This is a genomic window from Paenibacillus anseongensis (genome assembly GCF_009757995.1).
Classification (GTDB): Bacteria; Bacillota; Bacilli; order Paenibacillales; family NBRC-103111; genus Paenibacillus_E; species Paenibacillus_E chondroitinus.
The window spans coordinates 42,488-65,450 of record NZ_WSEM01000031.1 but is presented as its reverse complement, the minus strand read 5'-3'; the positions used below and the strand labels follow the sequence as shown (position 1 = coordinate 65,450).

The following is a 22,963-nucleotide window of genomic DNA, read 5'->3' as shown; positions in this document are numbered from 1 at the left end:
ACTACCTCCGTTATCATATTATCCTTTGAGGGCGCCGACCATCACGCCTTTGTTAAAATATTTTTGCAGGAACGGATATAAAATGAGTATGGGCAAATTCGCTACAATCACAATAGCATACTTAATAGATTCTACATCGAGTACGGAATTGGACAAGGATCCTTCCGATACGTCAACCATGTCCTTGGTCTCACCTTGTACTAGAATTTCTCGTAAAATGAGTTGAAGCGGGTACTTAACCCGATCCGACAGATAGATCAACGCATTGAAGTAGGCATTCCAATGCCCGACACTATAAAAGAGCACCATAACGGCTAGAATAGGCGCAGATAATGGAAGCACAATACGCCATAAGATTCTTAGATTTGAACAACCGTCAATGGCGGCGGCTTCTTGCAGCTCAAAGGGCAGTCCATTTTGGAAAAAAGTGCGCATCAGCATAATGTTCCATACGGAAACCGCGCCTGGGAGAACCATGACCCAGTAAGTGTTCAATAGCCCGAGCTGCTTCATTAATAGATAGGTAGGGATGAGTCCTCCGCTGAAGAACATGGTGAACACCATGAAACCCGAGATCCAATGTCGGCCAACCAGATTCCGCCGTGATAAAGGAAACGCCGCCGCTACGGTAAGCGCAACATTGATGGCCGTTCCCGTCACGGTATACAGAATCGTATTGCCGTAGCCCTGCATGATCTCCTTGTTCTGAAACAACTTCTCATAACCTCTCCAAGACAGGTCCTTCGGCCAAATCCAGATATCTCCGTTTAGTACAAGCTGCGGACTGCTGAACGAGGCAATCAGAACGAAATACAAAGGGTACAGCACGGCCAACACGACACATATTAAGAAGCTATATACCAAAATGATAAAAATCCGATCCATCCAGCTTTGATTCATTGAATATCTCCTTACCATAGGCTGGTTTCACTTACTTTGCGAGCGATGGCGTTCACCACAACCAGCATCACAAAATTGATTAACGAATTAAACAGGCCGACTGCCGCAGAGAAACCATACTCCGCACCGAGAATTCCGCTTCGGTACACATGCGTGGAAATGACGTCGGAAGCCTGCATGTTCAATGCATTCTGCAGTAAGTAAATTTTCTCAAATCCGACGCCAAGCACCGTACCCATATTGAGAATGAGTAAAATAATGATGGTAGGTCTTAGACCTGGCAAATTAATGTGCCAGATACGTCGAAGCCTGCCGGCACCATCCATTTGTGCGGACTCATGCAGATGGGGATCGATGCTGGCCAAGGCAGCGAGATAGATGATGGAATTCCAGCCCATTTGCTGCCAAATGCCGGAAGTCACGTACATGCTTTTGAACCAGCCCGGATTGGTCAGAAAGGCAATCGGCTTAACGCCAAGCCAAATAAGAACATGATTCACGAGACCGTTTTCCTGCGAAAGGAAGATCATCATTAACCCGACCACGATGACGGTAGAGAGAAAATGAGGAGCGTATAGAATGGTTTGAATCCATTTCTGGTATTTTTTCCGCCTGATCTCATTCACCATCAGCGCCAGTAAGATAGGGACAGGGAAGCCAGCAGCGATTTGATAAACTCCGATGGACAATGTATTGGTAACGATCCTCCAAAAATAGAAGCTTTCAAAAAAGCGCTTGAAATGATCGAAGCCGATCCAGGGGCTTCCCCAAATTCCTTTGGTCACGAAGTATTGTTTGAAGGCAATCTGCAATCCGTACATAGGCACATATTCAAATAGGATGAAGAAGACAATCACTGGAAAGAGCAGCAGATATAAATCCCAATTCCGCCTAATTTCCTTCCAACGTTTTCCCAGGCTCCGTCCGGCAGACTGTTTCTTCGGATATAGCTTACCCCCCGGTATTGTTTGCTCCAAGAGTCACACCTCCTTTCTTCGATTTCAAGGTTGATCATAGACGGTGAAGGGGAGAAATGAAATTGACTCTTTTTTAGACGATTGACAGATTCTTTGATTCTTCGGTGGGAGGAACAGGCTAAACCCTTATGATACAAGGATTTGATGGCATTTGAGCAGAGGATAATAAGGTTTTGTAAAGGTGTTGATTGTTGCTTTTACGACCTGCTAGCATGGAGTTTAAGAGATATAGAGGTTAAGGAGGGGCATCATGGAACTCTTGAATCAGAAGAGCAAATCGTTTCTCGTCCGGATATTTATCAGCTTTTTGACGATCATTACGCTGCTATCCGTCTTTAATTTTGGACTATTTTCATTTTTTCAACAAAACATCAAGCAGGAGATCATTCGCTCCAATGAGCATATGCTGAAACAGGCTGCCGAGAATTACAACAGCCATTTTAACCGTCTGAGAACCGTACTTTTCCAAATGTATCACGACAATACGATAACCAAATTTAACGGTCAGTTAGTTTCGGGGGAAAAAGGAGATGCCAATTATTATCTGGTCGTTGATATCGTACGAAAGTTGAGGGAAACAGCCGGTAATCCGTTGTTCTATTTAGATAACCTTATGGTATTATACCGCTCGAATCTATTCATGGCGGACAAGGAAGGCAGCAGCTCGGAAGTCGTACTGAATGCCCAGCCTAATTTTCATGCACCTTATGATTTGGCTTACTGGGAAAAAGAATTTGAGCGGCCAAGGAACTATTACTTGCACCCTGCGCAAAATTATCCGCTAGATAACTTTAGCAAGGAGCAGAAAACTTACATTCCGTTCTCATTTAAGCTGCCTAACGTGAATTATGAATTAATCGCTATGTTGGATGCGGACAAGCTGAATCAGACGTTGCTGGGAGATGTCCCGTTCATCATTCAAACCGAGGAAGGCGATAATCTGTATCGTTCCAACTCATCGGCTTCTATTGAAGAATTGCCGACTTTTGCTGCCGGTGAATCCTATAAACTTTTCAAAAACAATTATTTCTTTATCCATAAGGACTCGGAAAATCATCTGCGTTATGTAACGGTTGTTCCGTATGCGAACATTGCCGCACAAATCTCCAAGCTCAGGGTAACTCAGATCGTCGTGTTACTGATTTCCATCGCCATCGCACTGGTCATGTCATATTGGTTCAGCCGTCGTCTGCAATCCCCGGTGAAACGTATCATCGCCTCTTTGCAGCATCCGGAGGGGCAACATCTGCGGATGGACTCTTCCATTTATGAGTTTGAAACGATTAGCCATCACATCGACAAGTTGTCGGAAGAGCGGACAAGGATTCATGATGAGTTGAAAAATAGTAACTCGTTGCTGACTAATTATGGCTATATCGCCAAGCTCAAATCTCTGCATGTGGGCATCTCGGAACTGCGCGAATTTGCGCAAGCGGAAGGTCCCTTCATGCTAGTTTTGTATCAGTTGAATGCCAGAAGCATGGAAAGGTTAGGCGAGGATATCAAACGATACATCGGGGAATACATTGAAATTGTTCTCTCCGAGTATGGGCTGAATGCTTATACGTTCCAGATCGAGAACGATCAGATTATTTCTGTTGTTTTCCGGCAGGATGGAACGGATCGGTTAAAGGATGCGCTTCAGCAGGTGAAGGAAACGCTGGATAAAGATCGTCAAACCTGCTTGATCATGATGGCGGTCAGCTCGATTTTCGAGCGGAGTGTCGAGTTGAACATGGCCTATGAGCAGGTATCGGGCATGCTGAAGATGGCCCGTCCGCTGGATGAAACACAAATCATCGTCAAGCAGGAGCCGGTTGCATACTTCTTTGTTTTTACAACCGAACAGGAGCAGGAGCTGCACGCTCATCTGCACGCCGGCAATGAAAAGATGTCCCTCCATGCCTTACATCGGATGCTGGAGGCGATGGAGCGAGGCCAGGCGACATTGGCGCAGTTTCGCCACTTCAGTGAGGGATGGGCTTCCCGTCTCGAGAAGACGTTGGAACAGAGTGAAGCGGATATCCCAGTGAGGAATCAGGTCGTAAGACTGCGGAAGCAATTAGATTTCAGCTTTACCTTGGAGGAATTTCGGCATATCTTTGATACGCTCATTCCTATTTATGCGGAGTGGGTGCGCAGGAAGAAAGAGGAGAAAGACGAAGTTATCGAGTTTGTGATGAAAACGATGGAGACCCAATATTCAGAGGACATTTCATTAGATTTGATCGCGGAGTCCCTGGATATGTCCAGCGCTTACTTGTCCGTCTACATTAAAGAGAAGACGGGAGCAAATTTCAGCGACCATATGAATCGAGTACGGATTCAGAAGGCCAAGGAGCTGCTTGTCGGCTCCAATCTCAGCATTCAGCATATCGGGGAGAAAATCGGCTACCGCAATGGCACATCGTTCATCAGGATGTTTAAGAAAATAACCGGTGAAACACCCGGTGAGTTTCGCCGGTGTCAGACGGTATAATCGTCTAGGGGTAAGCTTAGCTTACCCTTATTGATTTGCATTGGTGACGTAACTGGAATTTCTACTGTTAAACATGGTGTGCTACCGGATTTTGATCAAATAACTGGAGTTTGTGCAGGTAATTCAGGCGATTCGCTTCATTTCGAACGAAACTTGAGGAATTAGCTGGAGCTTTACCATTTAATGGCACAAGATTCGCAGGAATGGACAAATTAGCGGGACTTTTTCCCGTTAAAATTGGATGGGATGGTGATGAGATGTCGACACGGAGGCGATTTGAGGCCCAATTGCAGCCAAATGGTTGTAAAAAGTACAACATACAATCTTTCGCTGTCACTAATTGACCTGGTTAGCCAATCTGCTGCGACAAGCGGCAGTGTTGCATCTTTAATAGTAAGCCTCTGTAATAGTAAGCCTCCTTAATCAGGAGGCTTTTTGTAATAATGGCTAGTTAACAAAGTTTTATTCGACATTTTTCTAGCTTGTTACAAAGAATACGACATAGAATGCCAACAATCGTACAGCTCTAAGGCGGAAAAGAGTGTGATATGTGCCGTTTCCGTTATGACAAAAGGCTGTCCGTTGAACTCTACCATAGTGCTGACTTATTACATTTACGTTCAAGCCTTCCAATACTATAAGGTTGGTTATACAGCGGCGATGTCTTGGATACTGTTTATCATTATTTTCATGATTGCTATGATTCAATGGAAAGATCAGAAAAAATGGCAGGATCAGTTCTAAATGTTGGAGAAATCATGGGGACTAGTATCACTTCTTATTCTTAGCTTCACGTGGCACTCGAGCTAGGGAGTAAAAGGATAGGCACATCTACATCGAAAGGCAAGAATTGCGCCGCATATTATTACAAAATGGGGCGCTTTTGCATGAAGATCACAGCGTTTCTTAGGCATGTGATCGACAATAAGCACTAAAGCAGAGAGTTAAGCGCTAACAAGCCTTAACTCTATTGCCTTTTTTAAAATTTTTGCAGGAATTTTATGGTACAAAAGGATGAATTTTAATTTGGTCATTCCAATCCGGTTGACATTTTTTTCCGACAAATGGTTAGGTCTAAATAATCAAACGTATAGATCGTAACTCCTGAAATTGGATATTCTATCGTTAGTAGAGACAGAAAACTACAAAAATAGCGAATTATATAGTCATGTAGTGCTCTTTTGACTGTAAGAATTTAACTGTTATGATTATGGTAAACATGGGTATTGTTGAAGGAGCCAAATACAAATATCGGTTAAAGGATGATTACACAGATGAGAAAGATGTTCTCAGGTGAGAGTAGGGTCTTTTACTTGTACCGGTTTATTTCGCTGGCTGGGACTTCGTTAGTATACGCTATTGAGGATCGTGGTCCCCCGCTAGGTGTCAAAATAGGCATCATCCTCGTGTTGTTCATCTTTGCTACATGGATTACAGACATGTACACCCAAAGCGGTAAAGCCTCTCGCACAATTAAAATAACCGTAGGCTTGGAAATGACGGGGATGATGGTCCTCCATCTTCTAAGCGGCGGTATGGACAGTCCGTTTCTGTGGTGTGTTTTCAACCCTGCTTGGATGGCTGCCAGCTATCTTTCCTCTGCCTATTGCTGGTTCATGATGCTAAGTTACTTTTTGTTTATTACGGCTTTTTCTTATTTTTTTGCGAATGGGCAAATGGAGACACTTGGCAGTATGCTGCTAAGTGAAAATCGGTTTTACCTGATGCTGTTGTTTATGACACTCACCATTCAGTTATTGGCCGGTGTTAAAAATCGTCTGGAGATTGCGAATGCTCGAACCAATGAATCGATGGAGCATATGAAGTCGCTGTATCAAATTGTGGAAGCTGCAACTCATAGTGATTCTGAGAACTTGAAAATTATTTTTGCTGAGTTTGCTTTAAAGTTGACCAAGCTGAGAATGTCTTTTTTCTGGGATGTAAATGGGCATGCCAAACCGGATCAACTGATTACACAAGGTGTGTTGCCGATTGGCATTGAAACGTCCCTTTCCGAAGCTTTTGACATGCAAGAAGCCGAGCTTAGACGGCTCGAATTCAGCAGGCTGATGAGTCTGGCAGAATACGGTGACTTTCTTGTCATGCCAATCAGGTCGTCGACCCGATTCTGGGGAGTCATGGGCGTTAAGATTGAGCCTGCCAGCTACGAGGAAGGCAGACAGGGGTATATTCAACAGCTTGGTTTTCTATCCGAGCTTTGCTCCGTCATCCTGGAAAGGCATCAGCTGGAACGAATCGAGAATCAGTTGATGATTATCGAGGAACAGAATCGAATTGCCGATGAGATGCATGATAGTGTTTCGCAGTACATTTTCGGAATTGTTTATGCCGTGCATTCACTGAGTCGCAAGTGGAAAGAGATTTCGAGAGAACAGATCAAAGAGCAGCTGCAACTCATCCAAGAGTCTTCCGTAGCCGCTTCGAAAGAACTTCGTTCGACGATTTATAGTCTCAGTTCCAGAAAAAATGGCGGTGATTTTTGGATTACGACCGTCAAATCACATCTGGACAGCGTGTCCAAGCTGCATGCTGTGAAAGTGAATTTGCATGTAACCGGCGATGATCATCGTTTGCATGTGAATTATCAAAAGGCATTGTTTCGAATTATTTCAGAATCCACGGGAAATGCCATTCGCCATGGGCACAGTACACTCATCAAGGTTGAGCTCCGTATAAAGCCGGATGAGGTGAGTTTGTCCGTTTTGGATAACGGAAGTGGCTTTAGTGTGAAAGAACGATTGTCGGATCCTAAAACAGTGGGTCTAGGCGTTAATAACATGGAACTGCTCGTCCAGTCACTAGGCGGGACCATTAGTATTCAGAGCGCACAAGGAAAAGGTACTCATATTCAACTGACCATCCCATTTCAACCACAGGACAACAAGGAACTTAATGAACTTCAGATGATGGGCTAAACAAGGTCATGTAGGCTATTCCCATTCAAACGAAAGCAGGTGGAACTTTGAAAGTTGTTATCGTAGATGATCATCCGTTGGTGCGTAGAGGATTGTCAGCTGTGCTAAAGCTTGAAGCAAACATCGAAATTTCTGGTGAATCGGAGACGGTGGAGCAAGCATTGGAGCTAATCAAGGAAACAAAACCGGATTTGGCTATTGTGGATCTAAAGTTAGGGAATCGCTCTGGTCTTGAAGTGGTAGAGAATATTAAAGATACATCATGCCGAAGCATCATTCTGACTTCATCAACGTCGGAGCAGGATGTAAGAAAAGCAGAAGCTGTGGGTGCGGATGGTTATGTACTCAAAGAAGCGCTTCCAGAAGAGTTGCTTTTGGCTATTAAACTGATTTTCAAAGGGAAAAAGTATTTTGATCCAGGTCTCATGGAAATGTTGTTTAAGAAAGAGGAAGAAGACAGCTTCAGCAAGTTAACGCCGAAAGAACGGGAAGTATTGATTGGTTTAGGAGAAGGTTTGTCCAATCAAGGTATGGCTAAAAAGCTAATGGTGACGGAGTTTACCGTTAAGAAACATGTGAGCCAAATTTTAAATAAGCTGTGTGTCAACGATCGTACGCAAGCAGCCTTGTTAGCGCAATCCAAAGGATTAGTCAGCGGTTTTCAGTGAGTCTTCGCAGCCATATGGTTCGAAAGTATACCATCGCTTTATTACATATGGGTATGAGTGGATACACGAAATAGACCCAAAAATTATAATTTCGAGTAATATCATAATTTTGGGAATTCATTTAGTATTTGACTATAACCAATTAAATGACAAAAAGCGGCATTCTTCATTCCATTTGGTAGAGTGCTTCAGCTAGCTTGCAGGCTAGTTATCACCGTCGAATAGTGATTGTAGAGTGCTCTGTATAAAAGGAGTGATTGAATGTCGTTTCGATAGGTGGGGATGAGGAGAATAAAACGCTTTCATTACAAACATCTTAACTGAAAGTTTGCTTAAAAGCAATACTGTATTTCTTGATTTATCAACTATTTTTTCGGGAGGGAACCATGGAGAAATCGATCTTGGATTACTTTGTACTCATTCGCAAAAAGCTGTGGATGATTGCGTTGTTCGTTCTTCTCTCGTGCCTGACAACCTTCTATGTCAGCAAAACATTTGTTGAGCCTGTTTATAAGGCAAATACACAAGTTTTGGTAAGCAGTACGTTTAAGAGTGAAGAGAAAATAGATCTGAATGACGTATCGATGAACATGAATTTAGTTGAGAGCTACAAGGAAATCATTAAATCGGATCAGATCATTCAGAAGCTTCTGACGGACCATCCGGAATTCGGAATGACGCAGAAAGAACTGTTGAAGAACTTGAAGGTAAGCTCAACGGATAAAACGCAAATTATTAAAATCGAGTTGGAAGATCCGAGCTATGAGAAAGCCGTCACGATGACGAAAACACTTGCGGATACATTCATGACCGAAGTGCCGTCCTTGATGAATATGAACAATGTCAAAATACTTTCCAGCTCAGATCCAGCTGTGAAGCCTTTGCCGGCGAACGCTAGTATCGTAATTAACCTGGCGTTGAGCTTTGTTTTATCGGCAATGGCAGCTATTGGTGTGTTTTTCTTTTTTGAAAATATCAATGATACGATTCGCTCTGAAAAAGAGGCAGAGTTCATTGTGGGCCTTCCCGTTCTTGCTTCCATCGGAACGATAAAGAAGGGCAAAGCAGCCAAATCTTCCAAAGCGCTAAGCAGAGAGGTAGGGGAACAGAAGTATGTTACAGCTAAGTAATGTGCTGGTGACGGAATTAGATCCGATTTCACCGGTTTCCGAATCTTATCGCTCTTTACGAACGGCGGTGCGCTTTAAGAAGGTTGTACCCGCTGATCAAGGGCTGGGAATGGTGCTGATGATTGCATCGCCGAAGTCGCAAGAAGGCAAGACGACGACGCTGGCGAATCTGGCCGTAACGTATGCTCAGGAAGGGAAGTCTGTTGTGATCATTGACAGCAACTTGCGCCAGCCGGGCTTGCATAAGCTGTTTGGTATAAATAATACAAAAGGCTTGCTCCATTTTTTCCAAAAAGGGTTTGCTGTTGATGAAGTAATTACACCGACGGGAATCGTGGGCCTTGATCTCATTGTTGCCGGCGGTCAACCGGTTAATCCGTCGGAGCTGGTAGGCTCCTCCCAGATGTTGAATCTGATGAATCAACTGAAGCAGCGATATGAGGTTATTCTAATCGATTCACCGTCAACGCTTGATTATACAGATGCAAGTTTGCTCTCGGAGTACAGTGATGGCGTACTGCTGGTCACAAGGAACGGTAAAACAAAGCGGGAATGGGCGAAACAAGCGAGAACACAGCTCGAACAATCAGGAGCCCGCATGTTAGGTATGGTTTTCAACCAATAATTGAATATGTACGCTTAGGAGGATGAGAAGGATGAAGACGGTCAAGAAAGCAATTATTCCGGCTGCGGGGTTAGGAACGAGATTTCTTCCCGCTACGAAAGCGATGCCCAAAGAGATGCTCCCAATCATCAACAAACCAACTATTCAATACATCGTGGAAGAAGCCATCGAATCCGGCATCGAGGATATCATTATTGTCACCGGTAAAGGAAAGAGAGCGATCGAAGATCATTTCGATAATGCTTTCGAGCTTGAGAACAAGCTGATGGAAACGGGGAAGCTGGAGCTCTTGAAAGAAGTTCAGCGTTCAGCCAAAGTAGAAATTCATTATATTCGTCAAAAAGAACCTAAGGGACTGGGGCATGCGGTCTGGTGTGCAAGAAGGTTCATCGGAAATGAACCCTTCGCTGTACTGCTGGGCGATGATATTGTCACAGGGAAGGTCCCCTGCTTAAAACAACTCATTCAGCAATATGAATTATCAGAAAATTCCGTCATCGGAGTCCAAACCGTACCGCCGGAATTAACGAATCGTTACGGTATCATTGATCCTGGCGAGCAAGATAATCGCCTCTATCAAGTGAAAGACTTTATTGAAAAACCTAAATTAGGTACAGCACCTTCCAATCTTGCCATCATGGGGAGATATGTGTTCTCTCCTAAGATCTTTGAATTTTTGGAGCTTCAGGAAAAAGGCGCCGGCGGCGAAATTCAGCTGACAGACGCAATTCAGAAGCTTAATAAAATAGAACGTGTTCTTGCTTATCATTTTGACGGTATCCGTTATGATGTGGGCGAACGACTTGGTTATATTCTTACCACAATGGCTTTCGCACTTGAGAGCAAAGATCTTCGGTTAGATGTGCTCGATGCGATGGCTTCACTGCTTATTAAGGAGAAATATGCCCCTATTTTAGAACATTTGGGAGGTGAAGATTATGAGCTTGCGAGAACTGCAGGAGGAATATGAGTACTACTATCCGGCTGCTACGAGATTGCAGGAAAGAAAGAACGTAACTTCCTATTCCGTTATGAAGCGTGCGCTAGATATTGTTCTCTCCTTAGCTGGTCTTATTTTCTTGATGCCTTTGTTTATCGTAGTGGCAGTTTGGATCAAGCTGGAAGATCCGGACGGTTCCGTTTTCTTCAAGCAAAATAGGGTTGGCAAAGATGAAACGTTGTTCCCAATGTATAAATTCCGCTCGATGGTCGCTAACGCAGAAGCATTGAAGCAGCAGTTAATGAGCCAAAATGAAGTCGAAGGCGCGATGTTCAAAATGAAAAATGATCCTCGCGTGACTCGTGTCGGCCGAATTCTTCGCAAAACAAGCATTGATGAGCTGCCGCAATTGTGGAACGTACTCATCGGTGATATGAGCTTGGTTGGTCCTAGACCGGCTTTGCCAAGTGAAGTGAAAGAGTACACCACCTATGACAAGAAACGCTTGGCTGTAACACCTGGCTGCACAGGGTTATGGCAAGTAAGCGGCAGAAGCAATCTAAGCTTTGAACAAATGGTTGAGCTTGATTTAACTTATATTCGTAATCGAAGTGTTTTCTATGATTTGAAAATTATCATGAAAACCGTATCCGTACTTCTCGGTTCCAAAGACGCTTTTTAAAAAAAGTAGAAAAGGAGTACCGCAATGGTGCATGATCAGCCAAAACCAAGGGTATCAATTGTCATCTGTACCTATAATCGCGCGGATTTGCTTCAGATCACACTGGACGCACTGCCTGCATTAACTGCAATAGATATGGCTGAGATTCTTATTGTGGATAACAATTCCACAGATCACACGCGAGAAATCTCCGAGTCATTTGTCCTTCGTCAAGCCGGGGTGTTGCGGGTTCGCTATCTATTTGAACAAACGCAAGGACTGTCGGCTGCGCGCAATAGAGGGATACAGGAAGCAAAGGGCGATATTATTGCGTATCTCGATGATGATGCGGTTCCTTGTTTGGCGTGGATACGCACGATTGTGGACACCTTTGATCATCGGCATGATGTGTATGCCATAGGTGGCATGATTCGTCCGAAGTTCGAAAGCGAGAGACCGGCATGGCTGATCAAATCGCTCGAACTTCCGTATACGATTGTAGATCGGGGAGAAGACGTTCATGAATATCCGATAAATAAGCATCCCTTCGGAGCGAATATGGCTGTTCGCAAATCGTTTCATGATACTTATTTGTTTCCAACCGACCTTGGAAGAAAAGGAACGCTCTTGCTGTCCGGTGAGGAGTCTTGGCTCTTCGAGCAGATGCAACAGGAAAGAAAGACGATTCTTTATCATCCTTCCATGGTCGTGGATCACTTCATCCCCGACAATCGCTTAACGAAAGAATGGATCAAGCAGCGTTATTATTATCAAGGTATTACGAATGGCTCCATGCACAAAGGATTTATGAGTAAAGCATCGCTTCTCGTTAATGTTGCTTGCAGAGTAGTTTACATAGCTGTAAATGCTTTGTTTGCACATACGGAAGGTGAAAAATTGCTCATTGCTTGTCGGATGCAAAGTATAAAAGGCACATTGCTCACGATGCGTAGTCGTGTGAAAATGCGCTTGACAGGGTGATGATACGGATGACGCCGGTTTTTCCAATACAGCTCAAAAAACCGATGTACTATGCTGCGTTCTATGTCCTGCTTGCAGTGATCATGGGGGTAGCGGCTGTTTATCAGCCTATCATCAGTATGTTGGGGTTGGCCGTACTTTTCATGTGCATATATGCCATTTACCAACCGGAAAAAATGAGTTACCTGGTCCTGCTCTCAACCGCCATATCCATCAACTACATTGTGGAGGCGAATTTCCCAGGGCTGGAGATCCTTTCCCTTTACAAGCTAGGGATTCTCATTCTATTAGTTCCCAGCATGCTGCAAAATGGACTTCGCATGAAGTTCATTTACCCAATAGTAGCAATTGCGGGCATGTTGTTCATTACACTCTTTTTCTCAGAATGGCATCCGAGATTGACGCTTTCCATCACCTTGAAAGCCTTCATCGGACTCGCGCTTCCTTTCTTTTTTCTCATGATCAAATGGAAAAAGGAAACAGCGGAAAAGCATATCCGGATCATCTGTTTGCTTCCAGTGGTAAGTGTAGTGACCGGGGCAGTCCTTCAGCTGGTTCATTTGTATTCCTTTCTCAATGTAGAGTTCACGGGAGCCATCCGAGTACAAGGGGCGAATATCGCACCTCATTTGGCGATGTTAGCTTTTCTTGGGATCACCGTCGCTTTAATTGAAACCAAACGGAATCCGCTGAATGCTAAGTTCTTGTATTGTACATTGGCTGCCAACTTTGCGATTCTGATCGCTACGGGAACCCGAGGGCCTATACTCGCCATGCTAGCGATGGCCGGGTACTATTTCTTCGATATGGTGAAGCAGTATATCAAAGGGAAGCTCATCTTATTGATTCCGTTGGTCTGTTCCTTGGCTTTAATTGGTGGAGCCGTGTATCTCCAGTGGGACAATATGACGAAACGCTCCTTCGAGCGACAGACGGGCACGGGCATCGATTTATCCGGAAGGACGGAGGCGTGGAACTACTTTCTAAAGGGAGTGAAAGATTCCCCGATGACAGGAAGAGGCCTAGGCGCAGTTACTGTCGCGAACGACGGCAGTTTGTACGTCGGTTTTGTGGTTCCGCATAACGAATATATCCGCTTCTACTATGATTCCGGTTATATTGGCTGCATCCTGCTGTTTCTATCGCTGCTTGTGTTATTTCGAATGATTTATCGTGTCATTCCACAGCGAATTAAAATTTATTATGCCGCATTCATTCTGGCATTCTTTCTGTATTCCATGTCGGATAATACATTATCCACGATTCAATTCATCATTCCTTTTTGCTGGTATTTGAATGGTTTGTATATTCTCTCGACGACAAATTCGAAAAAAGAAGAGTTGATCTGATGAGTAGAGTGACTATGTTCGATGTTCATTTTGATAATTATGACTTTCTGGACTTGCTTGCTTATATGGATGACGTCATTCGCCAGAATAATCATTCTTACATTTTAACCTGCAATGTCGATCATTTAATTAAGCTCAGAAAAGATGCTGAGTTTCAAAAGGTATATTCAGACGCGGGTGCGATTGTGGCGGATGGCATGCCCATTATATGGGCATCGAAGATGCTTCGCAAACCGCTCAAACAAAAGGTGTCCGGCTCTGATTTGTTCGCAAAATTAGGGGAAGCCTTCGCGGAACGCCAATATAAGCTCTTTTTCTTAGGGTCAGCGGTCGGGATTCCGGAACAAGCGGTTAAGAATCTGAAGCTCGTTTTTCCGAATTTGAACATCGTGGGCTGTTACTCACCTTCTTATGGCTTCGAGAAGAAAAAGGATGAGAATGAGCGTATAGTTCAAATGCTGATTGATACGCAGCCAGATATCGTGTTTGTTGGCGTTGGTGCGCCGAAACAAGAAAAGTGGATTTATCAAAACTATCTCCAATATAAAGTGCCGATTTCAATTGGTGTAGGTGCAACCTTCGATTTCCTTTCGGGCACTGTCAAGCGAGCTCCGAACATTATGCAGAGAACAGGGTTTGAATGGTTTTGGCGGCTTGTGCAAGAACCTCGGCGGCTGTGGAAGCGTTACTTGGTACACGATGCGATGTTTGCCGTCCTGCTATGGCGCGAGGTTGTTAAGCAGTTCAAGCTGAAACGGGAGGGGACGGGAGTCAATAGTGGATGATTTCAGCAAAATGAGTAAACCCCCTTTGATCATGACACAGACGGGTCGCATGACGTTATTATTCACTGCAATGGCTTTAGCCGCCTCTGTCGTCATTGGTTATTCAAGTGCAACTCTGGATCCTGATCTAAGTATGCAAATTGCAATCTTGTCAATGCTGCTATTTCCTGCTTTTGTATTGGCCTTATTCGATTCACGGCGATTAATTCCCTATATTCTGCTGGTCTGGGTCATTTGTCCGGAGATCCGGCGCATACAGGATTGGATGGAAGGAACGTACCATTCGGTTTCGCTGCTAAGTATTGCACCTTTGTTAACAAGTGCCGTGCTTATTATTCCTATATTGGCTAAGTTTCACCAGATGGAATCTCGCATCTACAAGCTGCTCATTTATATAGCCATCGTACTGCTGTATGGCTGCCTGATTGGTGTAACAAAGAATGGGAGCGGGACCTTTTACGATTTAGCAAACTATGTGATTCCGTTATTGTTAATCCCTTATGCGGCTTTAAGTGAATTCGACAATAAGGCGTTGGACCGTTTAATTGTTGCTTTCTCAAACACGGCCATCTTGGTAGCTGTCTATGGCATTATTCAGTACATCGTCGTGCCTCCCTGGGATGCATTTTGGATGAATCATGTGGAAATGACCTCGATTGGCCACCCTTTTCCTTTGGAAATCAGAGTGTTCTCTACGCTGAATTCGCCTGGACCTGCGGGGATGTATATGGGGACTGCGCTTGCACCGATGATTTTAGAAAAAAAATGGCGGGGACCGTTAGGCTGGATCGGTATTATCCTGGTTACGGTTGGACTCCTTGTCACGTTAGTTCGTTCTGCCTGGGTAATGCTTTTCATCGATATCGCGATTTATACAGCTGTATCAGCCGGCAGACAGAAGTGGAAGTTGATCGCTCAATTAACAGCCGTTATTGCAGCGATGTATGTCATCATCCCGAAGCTGCCAGGAGCACAGGGTCTGATTGCGCGATTAGATACGATGACAGCCATTCAGGATGACCACTCTTATAATGAGAGATTAGATTTCTTCCATACCGTTTTTCCGATGATGTTCTCAAAACCGCAAGGATTAGGGCTAGGAAGTATCGGTGTCGGCACCAAGCTGAGCAACGGTGGGGCTTTAGGGGAATATGGCATTTTCGATAATGGATTTGTTGCGATTTTTCTAACCTTTGGCATTCTTGGTGGTTTATTGTTCCTATGGGCTTTGTGGCTTGTCACCCGTTATCTGTTATCTCAGAAACACCAACCGGGCGGCATAACGGCTTACGGTAAGTTAGGGCTCTCGGCTCTGCAAGGTAGTATCGTTTGTCTTGTTTTTGAAAATGGGTACACAGGGTTGAAAGGTTTTCTATTATGGATGGTCGTAGGCATTGGAATTATGGCGCATCGAACGATCGTTCAAGAGAGGAGGCAAATTTCGGATGCAGCAGCCAGTCAACTTGAAATTAGTCCGCATAAAGCCTCTGTTCGGCTTCATTAAAGCTTTTTTTTCAAGCAAAAGTCATTTGTCATCTTCCGTTAAAACGATGTTTTTCAGTGTGCTTATCTTGGTCATTAATATGCTAACCGGTATTTTGACAGCGCGATTTCTTGGGCCATCTGGCCGAGGAGAGCAGGCCGCTATGGTGTTATGGTCACAATTCTTAGCTTTTAGTTTCTCATTTGGTATACCTTCCGCCATTATTTACAACGTGAAAAAGAACATGAAGGATTCCGCCAAGCTTTATTCGACCGCTGTTCTCATGGGTTTGACAGCAGGCATGCTTGCGATGTGCATAGGGATACTGGTTTTACCCTATTGGCTCCGTTCGTATTCCGACAGTGTGGTCCTATTCTCGCAATGGTCCATGGTTATCGTACCTCTCATCGTATTGTCCCAGATTAATAATGCGATGATGCAGGTAAGAGGCGAGTACAAACTATTTAATCGTCTGCGATTTCTTATTCCGCTGAGTACGCTCATCGGCCTTGCTCTGCTAATCCTGACTAAAACCATGACTCCTTACACGTCAGCTGTAGCTTATCTCGCTCCGGCGGTTCCCTTTTACATATGGACCACTGTTCGTTTGCTAAGACAGTATCAATGGGTGATCAAGGATGTATTCAGCTCCTTTAAGACTTTAATCAGATATGGGATTGGATCCTACGGCAACGATTTGATGGGCAATGTTTCCTACTACATCGATCAAATTGTGATAATCGGTCTGCTGAATCCTACTGAGCTTGGCCTCTATGCCGTAGCAGTAAGCCTTTCTCGGGTCGTTAATATTTTCTCAACCTCGATTATCGTGGTGTTGTTCCCTAAAGCATCCGGGCTGCCGAAGGATAAAGTGGTGGATATGACGTTCCGTGTATACAGGATCAGCACTTGCGTGGCCTTGTTATGCTCCCTGATCATCATGCTGGTTGCTCCTTTCGTCATGCCGCTTTTGTATGGCCCTGATTTTAGAGAAGCTATCAGTGTGTTTCGCATGCTGCTCCTTGAAGTGTCCATTTCAGGTGGAACCATGGTTTTAGCGCAAGCGTTCATGGCTTTAGGCAAACCCAAGATCGTTACCATTCTGCAAGGAATCGGGCTGCTGGTTGTCATCCCACTACTGACAGTGCTTATTCCGAAGTTTGGACTCGCCGGTGCGGGAATGGCCATTTTGTCATCGGGTATTCTGCGATTTATCTTTATTTTAATCAATGTCAAATTCACCTTGAAAACGAAACTTCCAAGATTACTGTTGAATAAAGAGGATATCCGTTGGTTGCTTTCAGCAATAACAGCATATAAGGCCAAATAATTGGACATTGGGGGAGGGGCGAACGAAATGAGTCGCTATCGTGATGCTGTGGGAGTGAATCGAATTTCTGTTGTCATCATTGCGCAAGACGATGAATCGAGAATAGCGAATGCGATCGCCTCCTGCAAGCCTTTTGCAGACGAAATTGTTGTAGTCGATGGCGGGAGCAAGGACGGTACCGTTCGAGTGTCCGAGCAATTAGGCTGCAAAGTCTATGTGAACGCATGGCCAGGTTATGCGAAACAGCGTATCTATGGCAGTGATCGTGCCACCTATGACTGGATATTCGTAATCGACACGGATGAGGTGGTCAATGAGCAATTATCAACCTCCATTCAGATGCTGAAAGGCGAGTTATCCGATCCAAGCAAAGCCTATTCCGTTCTGCGGATTGGAGACTTTCTAGGTCGCTGGATGGGGAAAGGCGAGAAGCTGGTCCGATTGTATAACCGTACACAAATTCAGTACAAGGAAAGTCTAGTACATGAAACACCGAATGTGGAGAATGAGAATGTGCTATTTATACCAGGTGTCTTATGGCATTATGGTTTCCGCAGCATTCATGACCATATTCAGCGGTTTAATAAATATACCGATCTAGAGGCAGAAGGCGCAGTGGCTATGGGAAAAAGATTTAGTCTACTGCGCATGCTCGTTCGACCTCCTTTGCGTTTTGTTCAAAAATATATCGTTCATGGCTTGTATAAAAAGGGAATTCCCGGGCTTGCCGTAGCGCTATTCTGGGGAATCTACGAGTTCCTGGTCTGCATGAAGCAGTATGAGCTTGGATTAGCTCGTAAACGTGTAAAGAAGTCCCATGATGGGCCGATTAAGGAGGGGAAAGCTTATGCAACGATACAATGATTTACGGATCTTGTGCACCGGAATGGGCTGGCCCTCAGCTCAGCCAGGTGGGTTAAACACTTATTTCAAGCATATTTGCGAAAGCTTGGATACGCATCATGAACTTGAAGCACTGGTATGCAGTGCCAATAAGCCGGAAGTGACAAGCGGTCTTCGTGTCACCAATGTGGCCGGCACGAATTTGAAGTTGAGCAAACGGCGTGATGCTTTTCGCATGCAAGCCACAGAAATCATGAACGGGCAGCATGTTGACATCGTGTATGCGCACTTTGCTCCTTACAGTCTGGGCGTGGCAATGGAGGCGAAAGCCCGAAATATTCCGGTTGTGATGACTTTTCACGGCCCGTGGAGTGAGGAAATAAGGCTTGAGGGGAAAGGTTTGAAGCATAGATTCAAAACCATGATCGCGAAAAACTGGGAAATGAAAGCATACCAATTGGCGGATGCCTTCATCGTGTTAAGTGAAACTTTTCGCGATATTCTTCACCGCCAGTACGGCGTCCCGCTGGCCAAGATACACATCATTCCCGGCGGGGCGGACGTAGCCCGGTTCAGGCCGGCAGTGAACCGCTCCGTAATTAGAGCGAAGCTGGGGCTGCCGGAAGGGAAAACCGTCGTGTTGACTTTGCGAAGGTTGGTCAACCGAATGGGGCTGCTTCAGCTGCTAGAAGCTTGGAAAGAAGTTGTGCGCTCGAAGCCGGATGCCGTGCTGTTTATAGGCGGTAAGGGTCCGCTGAAGGCTGAGCTGGAAAGCCGAATTGCCGAGTATGGGCTTCAGTCTAGCGTAAGATTGCTGGGTTACATCCCCGACAGTGAGCTTGCGGACTATTATCAGGCAGCCGATCTGTTCGTTGTTCCTTCGCAAGCGCTAGAGGGCTTCGGATTAATCACCGTAGAAGCAATGGCAGCAGGGGTTCCGGTTATGGCGACTCCGATTGGCGGGAACCGTGAAATTCTTGAGAAATACCGGCCTGATATGCTGTTCTCGGGAACCAGCAGTAGTGACATTGCCTCAGGATTAACGCGTATATTGAAGCATCCTGAGTTATGGCCTACAAGTGAGCAGTGCAGGAATCATGTGTTGGAGCATTATACATGGAAGAGAGTTTCCGAGCAGGTGAACGAAGTATTTCGTTCTGTGATTGATCTTGATCGCCATGCTTACGTCAGGAATCAATCGGCTGCAGCTAAGAAGAGAGGAGGACGTGAACAAGATGAGAGTAGCTTATCTGGATCATACCGCTAGATGGAGCGGGGGAGAAGTCGCACTGTACAATCTCATTACGAACTTTGGCAAGGAGATTGATCCGCTCGTCATTGTGGCTGAAGAGGGAGCGCTGGTTGATCGGTTAAGAGCGAAAGGGATTGATGTTCGCGTTTTACCTTTAAGCGATAAGGTGCGCAATCGGAATCGAAATGCCGTGAATTTTCAGGCGGTATCGGCGGCATTGGAACTATGGAGTTATGGAAAAAGGGTAGCTAAATTACTGAAAGCGGAGAAGGTTGCCTGTGTACATACGAATTCTTTAAAATCAGCTTTTTATGGAGCAGTAGCTGCTAAATGGGCAGGAATTCCACTCATCTGGCATATTCGGGATCATATTGGCGTTCCCTATTTGAAGCCGATTGTTGCCCAAGCGATTCGCCTGATGTCCCGATTGCTGCCTAATGGCGTTATTGCAAATTCCAATTCTACGTTGAGTGCTTTGAACTTGCCGAAGTCCAAGAAAACATTAGTCGTGTATTCGGCCTTCGCCAATTCCAAAGCCAAAAGCCTGGCACTAGTCGAGAAAACATGGCGAAAGCCGTACGTAGTCTTATTGGTTGGCCGGCTGGCGGAATGGAAGGGCCAGCATATTCTGCTCGAAGCGGCGAAATCCTTTCTGCCGGATGAGCAGGTTCATTTCTGGTTAGCCGGGGATGCCCTGTTCGGCGAAGATGCGTATAAGAAGCAGCTGCTGCAGCAAATTGCCGACAATCAACTGAACAATGTCACCTTGCTAGGTCATGTTGAAGATATTCAGGGGTTGATGCAGAAAGCTGATCTATTGGTTCATACCTCCATCACACCTGAGCCTTTCGGTCAGGTCATTGTCGAGGGCATGGCAGCCGGTTTGCCGGTTATTGCTTCCAATGAAGGCGGCCCAACGGAAACCGTTGTGCATGGTGAAACGGGGCTTCTCATTACACCAGGGAAACCAGCCGTACTGGCGGATGCCATCCGCTATCTGCTCGAGCATCCTGAGGAGAGACGCCGAATGAGCGAGAATGGCATCAAGCGTGTGGAGCAACACTTTGTTATCGAACGAACCGTTACCCAAATCACTCATTACTATGCAGGTTTCATCGCTAACTCTTGATGACCGCTTAGTGTGTAAAGGATGGATCAAATGAAAATAGCAATTGCGCATGATTATTTGGTTCAAATGGGCGGAGCCGAAAGAGTTGTTGAAGTCTTTCACCAAATGTACCCGAGTGCTCCCATTTATACGACCATGTTTAGCAACAATCGTCTGCTCGATGAACTGAGGGATGCGGATATACGAGCCTCTTGGATGCAGAAAATGCCAGGAGGAAAGAGCCATTTTAAAGAAATGCTGCCTCTTTATCCGTTTGCGATTAAGGATTTTGACTTCCGAGAATTTGATATTGTGCTCAGTTCAAGCAGCGCATTCATGAAGAGTATTCAGGTACCGAAGAACACGTTCCATCTGTGTTACTGCCATACCCCCATGCGTTTCGCCTGGGATTATGACACTTATATGGAGAGACAAACCAAATCGAGCGTGATGAAACGTCTCTTGAAAATTTATATCGATCAGCTTAAGCAATGGGATCAAAAAACGTCAGCAAATGTAAATCAGTTTATTGCGAACTCTTCGGTTGTGAAAAGTCGTATCCGCAATTACTATCATCGCGATTCCGATGTCATTTTTCCACCGATTAATACAACTCGCTTTCACAGCTCTGCGAATATTGATAATTATTATTTGATCGTATCTAGACTTGTGTCTTATAAACGTATTGATTTGGCAGTAGAAGCATTTAATCGGAATGGTCTGCCTTTGCATATCGTAGGGGAAGGCCCCGACCTGATGAGACTGAAGGCAATGGCTAAAGGAAATGTTCGTTTTCTGGGGAGGTTGGATGACGGTTCAGTAACCAAAATGATGGCAGAGTGTCGCGCCTTAATCTTTCCCGGCGAGGAGGATTTCGGGATTACTCCGCTGGAGGCGAATGCGGCAGGAAGACCCGTTGTCGCCTATCAGGCTGGCGGTGCGCTAGACACCATAGTGCCTCATGTGAATGGTGTGTTTTTCAAACGGCAGGAGGTAGAGGATCTGCTGCTCGCTATCCAGGAAGTGGAGAATCATGCCTGGGATGTGAGCCGAATTATCCAACATGCCCAGAAATTTGATGAAAAAACATTTATGGAGAAATTGAAAATCTACATGGCTAAAGCTTATCAACAATTCAGAGAGGGGAATTAATCGTATGGATATTGCAGTAATTGGAACAGGCTATGTGGGATTAGTTTCCGGGGTGTGCTTCGCTGAGGTGGGAAATAATGTGATCTGTGTGGATCAGGATAAAACGAAAATTGACAAGCTGCAGAATTTCATTTCTCCCATTTATGAGCCTGGCATTGAAGAACTCATGGAGAAAAATATCCATGCTGGCCGGTTAGCTTTTACAACGGATTTGGCTCACGCCATCAGCCAGTCTGAACTCATTATTATTGCCGTGGGCACACCGTCCTTGCCGAATGGCGAGGCTAATCTGTCCTACATTGAGCAAGCGTCTATGGAAATCGGTAAAGCTATGAACGGGTATAAAATCATTGCAACGAAAAGCACCGTTCCGGTAGGTACGAATGAGCATATTCAAATGATTATTGCGATGAATACGCAGCACGCCTTCGATGTCGTATCCATTCCTGAGTTTCTGCGCGAAGGTTCGGCTATTGATGATACCCTTCATCCGGATCGCATTGTCCTTGGACTCGATAATCCAAGCTTGGCTGAGCCGCTTACCGATCTCCACCGTGCCTTCACGGATCAAATCTTCGTCACAAGCATCCGGAGCGCCGAGATGATCAAATACGCTTCGAATGCCTTTCTCGCGACAAAAATTTCATTTATCAATGAAATATCCAATATTTGCGAGAAGGTAGGCGCTGATGTCACGGAAGTGGCCAAAGGGATGGGGAAAGATAAGCGAATTGGTTCATCCTTCCTGAATGCCGGTATCGGCTACGGAGGTTCTTGCTTCCCGAAAGACACGGACGCTTTGATTCAAATTGCTGGCAATGTCGATTATGAGTTTCAATTGCTCAAGTCCGTCGTGGAAGTGAATAAGTCGCAGCGCTACAAGGTGATTTCCAAGCTGGAAGCCTCCCTTGGACTGCTCAGCGGCAAAGTGGTGGGCATTTGGGGGTTATCTTTCAAGCCTAATACGGACGATATTCGTTATGCGCCGTCAATTGAAATTGTTGAAACGCTGATCCGAGCAGGAGCAACGCTGAAGCTGTATGATCCTATTGCGATGGATAAATTCAGGGAGCGTATTGATCACCCTTCGATTCAGTGGTGCGAGAATGCGATGGAAGCAGCAGTGGGCGCTGATGCGATTTGCTTGCTAACAGATTGGGAGGAATTCAAAACGATCTCCTTGTCCAAACTTATTTTTATCATGGATCAGCCGATTCTCATTGATGGCCGCAACGTGTACAGCCAAGAACAAATTCAAGGAACGGGGCTCAAATATTATTCCGTTGGGCGACCTGATTTGATTGGTGTATCCAGACCGAAAGCACTGACTAGATAATTTGCTTGTATCCCAAATAAATCAAATG

At 45.0% G+C, this 22,963-nt stretch carries 20 protein-coding genes; 18 read left to right on the top strand and 2 right to left on the bottom strand.

The genetic code is table 11. The annotated features are described in order from the left end of the window. Positions 1 to 18: 18 nt before the first annotated feature. Positions 19 to 900 (bottom strand): carbohydrate ABC transporter permease, encoded by an 882-nt coding sequence (locus GON05_RS29690; RefSeq protein WP_157324354.1) that lies wholly within the window; start codon positions 898 to 900, stop codon positions 19 to 21. Positions 901 to 911: 11 nt separating this feature from the next. Then, on the bottom strand, positions 912 to 1,817 hold the full coding sequence (locus GON05_RS29685) for an ABC transporter permease (protein WP_246239577.1): 906 nt from the start codon (positions 1,815 to 1,817) through the stop codon (positions 912 to 914). 310 nt (positions 1,818 to 2,127) lie between these two features. Between GON05_RS29685 and GON05_RS29680 the strand changes: the two genes are divergently transcribed. The 18 genes from GON05_RS29680 to GON05_RS29595 all read left to right on the top strand — a co-directional run bounded on the left by GON05_RS29680 (position 2,128) and on the right by GON05_RS29595 (position 22,935). After that, a complete protein-coding gene (locus GON05_RS29680) occupies positions 2,128 to 4,356 on the top strand; it encodes a helix-turn-helix transcriptional regulator (RefSeq protein WP_157324353.1) in 2,229 nt (742 codons plus the stop codon). Between the two features lie 564 nt (positions 4,357 to 4,920). Beyond that, positions 4,921 to 5,100 (top strand): sugar ABC transporter permease, encoded by a 180-nt coding sequence (locus GON05_RS29675; protein ID WP_185157255.1) that lies wholly within the window; start codon positions 4,921 to 4,923, stop codon positions 5,098 to 5,100. A 530-nt stretch (positions 5,101 to 5,630) separates the two neighbouring features. Further along, positions 5,631 to 7,292, top strand: coding sequence for a sensor histidine kinase (locus GON05_RS29670; protein ID WP_181646212.1), 1,662 nt, complete (start codon positions 5,631 to 5,633; stop codon positions 7,290 to 7,292). Between the two features lie 47 nt (positions 7,293 to 7,339). Continuing rightward, positions 7,340 to 7,960: a response regulator gene (locus tag GON05_RS29665; RefSeq protein ID WP_127449718.1), complete on the top strand. Its 621-nt coding sequence runs from the start codon at positions 7,340 to 7,342 to the stop codon at positions 7,958 to 7,960. Positions 7,961 to 8,346: 386 nt separating this feature from the next. Continuing rightward, positions 8,347 to 9,090 carry a YveK family protein gene (locus tag GON05_RS29660; RefSeq protein WP_157324349.1) on the top strand — a complete coding sequence of 248 codons (744 nt, stop codon included), beginning with the start codon at positions 8,347 to 8,349 and terminating at the stop codon, positions 9,088 to 9,090. After that, the gene (locus GON05_RS29655; protein ID WP_157324348.1) at positions 9,074 to 9,715 is read left to right on the top strand and encodes a CpsD/CapB family tyrosine-protein kinase; all 642 of its coding nucleotides are present in this window, start codon (positions 9,074 to 9,076) and stop codon (positions 9,713 to 9,715) included. The genes GON05_RS29660 and GON05_RS29655 overlap by 17 nt, the downstream gene beginning before the upstream one ends. 31 nt (positions 9,716 to 9,746) lie before the next feature. Next, positions 9,747 to 10,685: a UTP--glucose-1-phosphate uridylyltransferase GalU gene (gene galU, locus GON05_RS29650; protein ID WP_157324347.1), complete on the top strand. Its 939-nt coding sequence runs from the start codon at positions 9,747 to 9,749 to the stop codon at positions 10,683 to 10,685. Further along, positions 10,654 to 11,337 carry a sugar transferase gene (locus GON05_RS29645; RefSeq protein WP_157324346.1) on the top strand — a complete coding sequence of 228 codons (684 nt, stop codon included), beginning with the start codon at positions 10,654 to 10,656 and terminating at the stop codon, positions 11,335 to 11,337. Before galU ends, GON05_RS29645 begins: the two co-directional genes overlap by 32 nt. Before the next feature lie 24 nt (positions 11,338 to 11,361). Beyond that, positions 11,362 to 12,297, top strand: a complete 936-nt coding sequence (locus GON05_RS29640; protein WP_157324344.1) for a glycosyltransferase — start codon at positions 11,362 to 11,364, stop codon at positions 12,295 to 12,297. 8 nt (positions 12,298 to 12,305) lie between these two features. Further along, complete coding sequence (locus tag GON05_RS29635; RefSeq protein ID WP_157324342.1) at positions 12,306 to 13,646, top strand: O-antigen ligase family protein; 1,341 nt, start codon at positions 12,306 to 12,308, stop codon at positions 13,644 to 13,646. Beyond that, complete coding sequence (locus tag GON05_RS29630; RefSeq protein WP_127449106.1) at positions 13,646 to 14,431, top strand: WecB/TagA/CpsF family glycosyltransferase; 786 nt, start codon at positions 13,646 to 13,648, stop codon at positions 14,429 to 14,431. Before GON05_RS29635 ends, GON05_RS29630 begins: the two co-directional genes overlap by 1 nt. Before the next feature lie 31 nt (positions 14,432 to 14,462). Continuing rightward, positions 14,463 to 15,935 (top strand): O-antigen ligase family protein, encoded by a 1,473-nt coding sequence (locus GON05_RS29625; protein ID WP_221435276.1) that lies wholly within the window; start codon positions 14,463 to 14,465, stop codon positions 15,933 to 15,935. Further along, a complete protein-coding gene (locus tag GON05_RS29620) occupies positions 15,877 to 17,244 on the top strand; it encodes a lipopolysaccharide biosynthesis protein (RefSeq protein ID WP_157324338.1) in 1,368 nt (455 codons plus the stop codon). The genes GON05_RS29625 and GON05_RS29620 overlap by 59 nt, the downstream gene beginning before the upstream one ends. 27 nt (positions 17,245 to 17,271) lie before the next feature. After that, positions 17,272 to 18,108: a glycosyltransferase family 2 protein gene (locus GON05_RS29615; protein WP_127449110.1), complete on the top strand. Its 837-nt coding sequence runs from the start codon at positions 17,272 to 17,274 to the stop codon at positions 18,106 to 18,108. Next, complete coding sequence (locus GON05_RS29610; protein ID WP_246239570.1) at positions 18,092 to 19,354, top strand: glycosyltransferase family 4 protein; 1,263 nt, start codon at positions 18,092 to 18,094, stop codon at positions 19,352 to 19,354. Before GON05_RS29615 ends, GON05_RS29610 begins: the two co-directional genes overlap by 17 nt. Next, positions 19,323 to 20,468 carry a glycosyltransferase family 4 protein gene (locus tag GON05_RS29605; protein ID WP_157324337.1) on the top strand — a complete coding sequence of 382 codons (1,146 nt, stop codon included), beginning with the start codon at positions 19,323 to 19,325 and terminating at the stop codon, positions 20,466 to 20,468. Before GON05_RS29610 ends, GON05_RS29605 begins: the two co-directional genes overlap by 32 nt. Positions 20,469 to 20,498: 30 nt before the next feature. Then, the gene (locus tag GON05_RS29600; RefSeq protein ID WP_157324335.1) at positions 20,499 to 21,599 is read left to right on the top strand and encodes a glycosyltransferase; all 1,101 of its coding nucleotides are present in this window, start codon (positions 20,499 to 20,501) and stop codon (positions 21,597 to 21,599) included. A gap of 4 nt (positions 21,600 to 21,603) precedes the next feature. Beyond that, positions 21,604 to 22,935 carry a UDP-glucose dehydrogenase family protein gene (locus GON05_RS29595; RefSeq protein ID WP_157324333.1) on the top strand — a complete coding sequence of 444 codons (1,332 nt, stop codon included), beginning with the start codon at positions 21,604 to 21,606 and terminating at the stop codon, positions 22,933 to 22,935. Positions 22,936 to 22,963 lie beyond the last annotated feature (28 nt).

Coding starts and splice junctions, on each gene's coding strand:
- GON05_RS29690 (WP_157324354.1), bottom strand. CDS start 900: ATGAATCAAAGCTGGATGGATCGGATTTTTATCATTTTGGTATATAGC.
- GON05_RS29680 (WP_157324353.1), top strand. CDS start 2,128: ATGGAACTCTTGAATCAGAAGAGCAAATCGTTTCTCGTCCGGATATTT.
- GON05_RS29675 (WP_185157255.1), top strand. CDS start 4,921: ATGACAAAAGGCTGTCCGTTGAACTCTACCATAGTGCTGACTTATTAC.
- GON05_RS29670 (WP_181646212.1), top strand. CDS start 5,631: ATGAGAAAGATGTTCTCAGGTGAGAGTAGGGTCTTTTACTTGTACCGG.
- GON05_RS29660 (WP_157324349.1), top strand. CDS start 8,347: ATGGAGAAATCGATCTTGGATTACTTTGTACTCATTCGCAAAAAGCTG.
- GON05_RS29655 (WP_157324348.1), top strand. CDS start 9,074: ATGTTACAGCTAAGTAATGTGCTGGTGACGGAATTAGATCCGATTTCA.
- galU (WP_157324347.1), top strand. CDS start 9,747: ATGAAGACGGTCAAGAAAGCAATTATTCCGGCTGCGGGGTTAGGAACG.
- GON05_RS29645 (WP_157324346.1), top strand. CDS start 10,654: ATGAGCTTGCGAGAACTGCAGGAGGAATATGAGTACTACTATCCGGCT.
- GON05_RS29640 (WP_157324344.1), top strand. CDS start 11,362: ATGGTGCATGATCAGCCAAAACCAAGGGTATCAATTGTCATCTGTACC.
- GON05_RS29635 (WP_157324342.1), top strand. CDS start 12,306: ATGACGCCGGTTTTTCCAATACAGCTCAAAAAACCGATGTACTATGCT.
- GON05_RS29630 (WP_127449106.1), top strand. CDS start 13,646: ATGAGTAGAGTGACTATGTTCGATGTTCATTTTGATAATTATGACTTT.
- GON05_RS29625 (WP_221435276.1), top strand. CDS start 14,463: ATGACACAGACGGGTCGCATGACGTTATTATTCACTGCAATGGCTTTA.
- GON05_RS29620 (WP_157324338.1), top strand. CDS start 15,877: ATGCAGCAGCCAGTCAACTTGAAATTAGTCCGCATAAAGCCTCTGTTC.
- GON05_RS29615 (WP_127449110.1), top strand. CDS start 17,272: ATGAGTCGCTATCGTGATGCTGTGGGAGTGAATCGAATTTCTGTTGTC.
- GON05_RS29610 (WP_246239570.1), top strand. CDS start 18,092: ATGCAACGATACAATGATTTACGGATCTTGTGCACCGGAATGGGCTGG.
- GON05_RS29605 (WP_157324337.1), top strand. CDS start 19,323: ATGAGAGTAGCTTATCTGGATCATACCGCTAGATGGAGCGGGGGAGAA.
- GON05_RS29600 (WP_157324335.1), top strand. CDS start 20,499: ATGAAAATAGCAATTGCGCATGATTATTTGGTTCAAATGGGCGGAGCC.
- GON05_RS29595 (WP_157324333.1), top strand. CDS start 21,604: ATGGATATTGCAGTAATTGGAACAGGCTATGTGGGATTAGTTTCCGGG.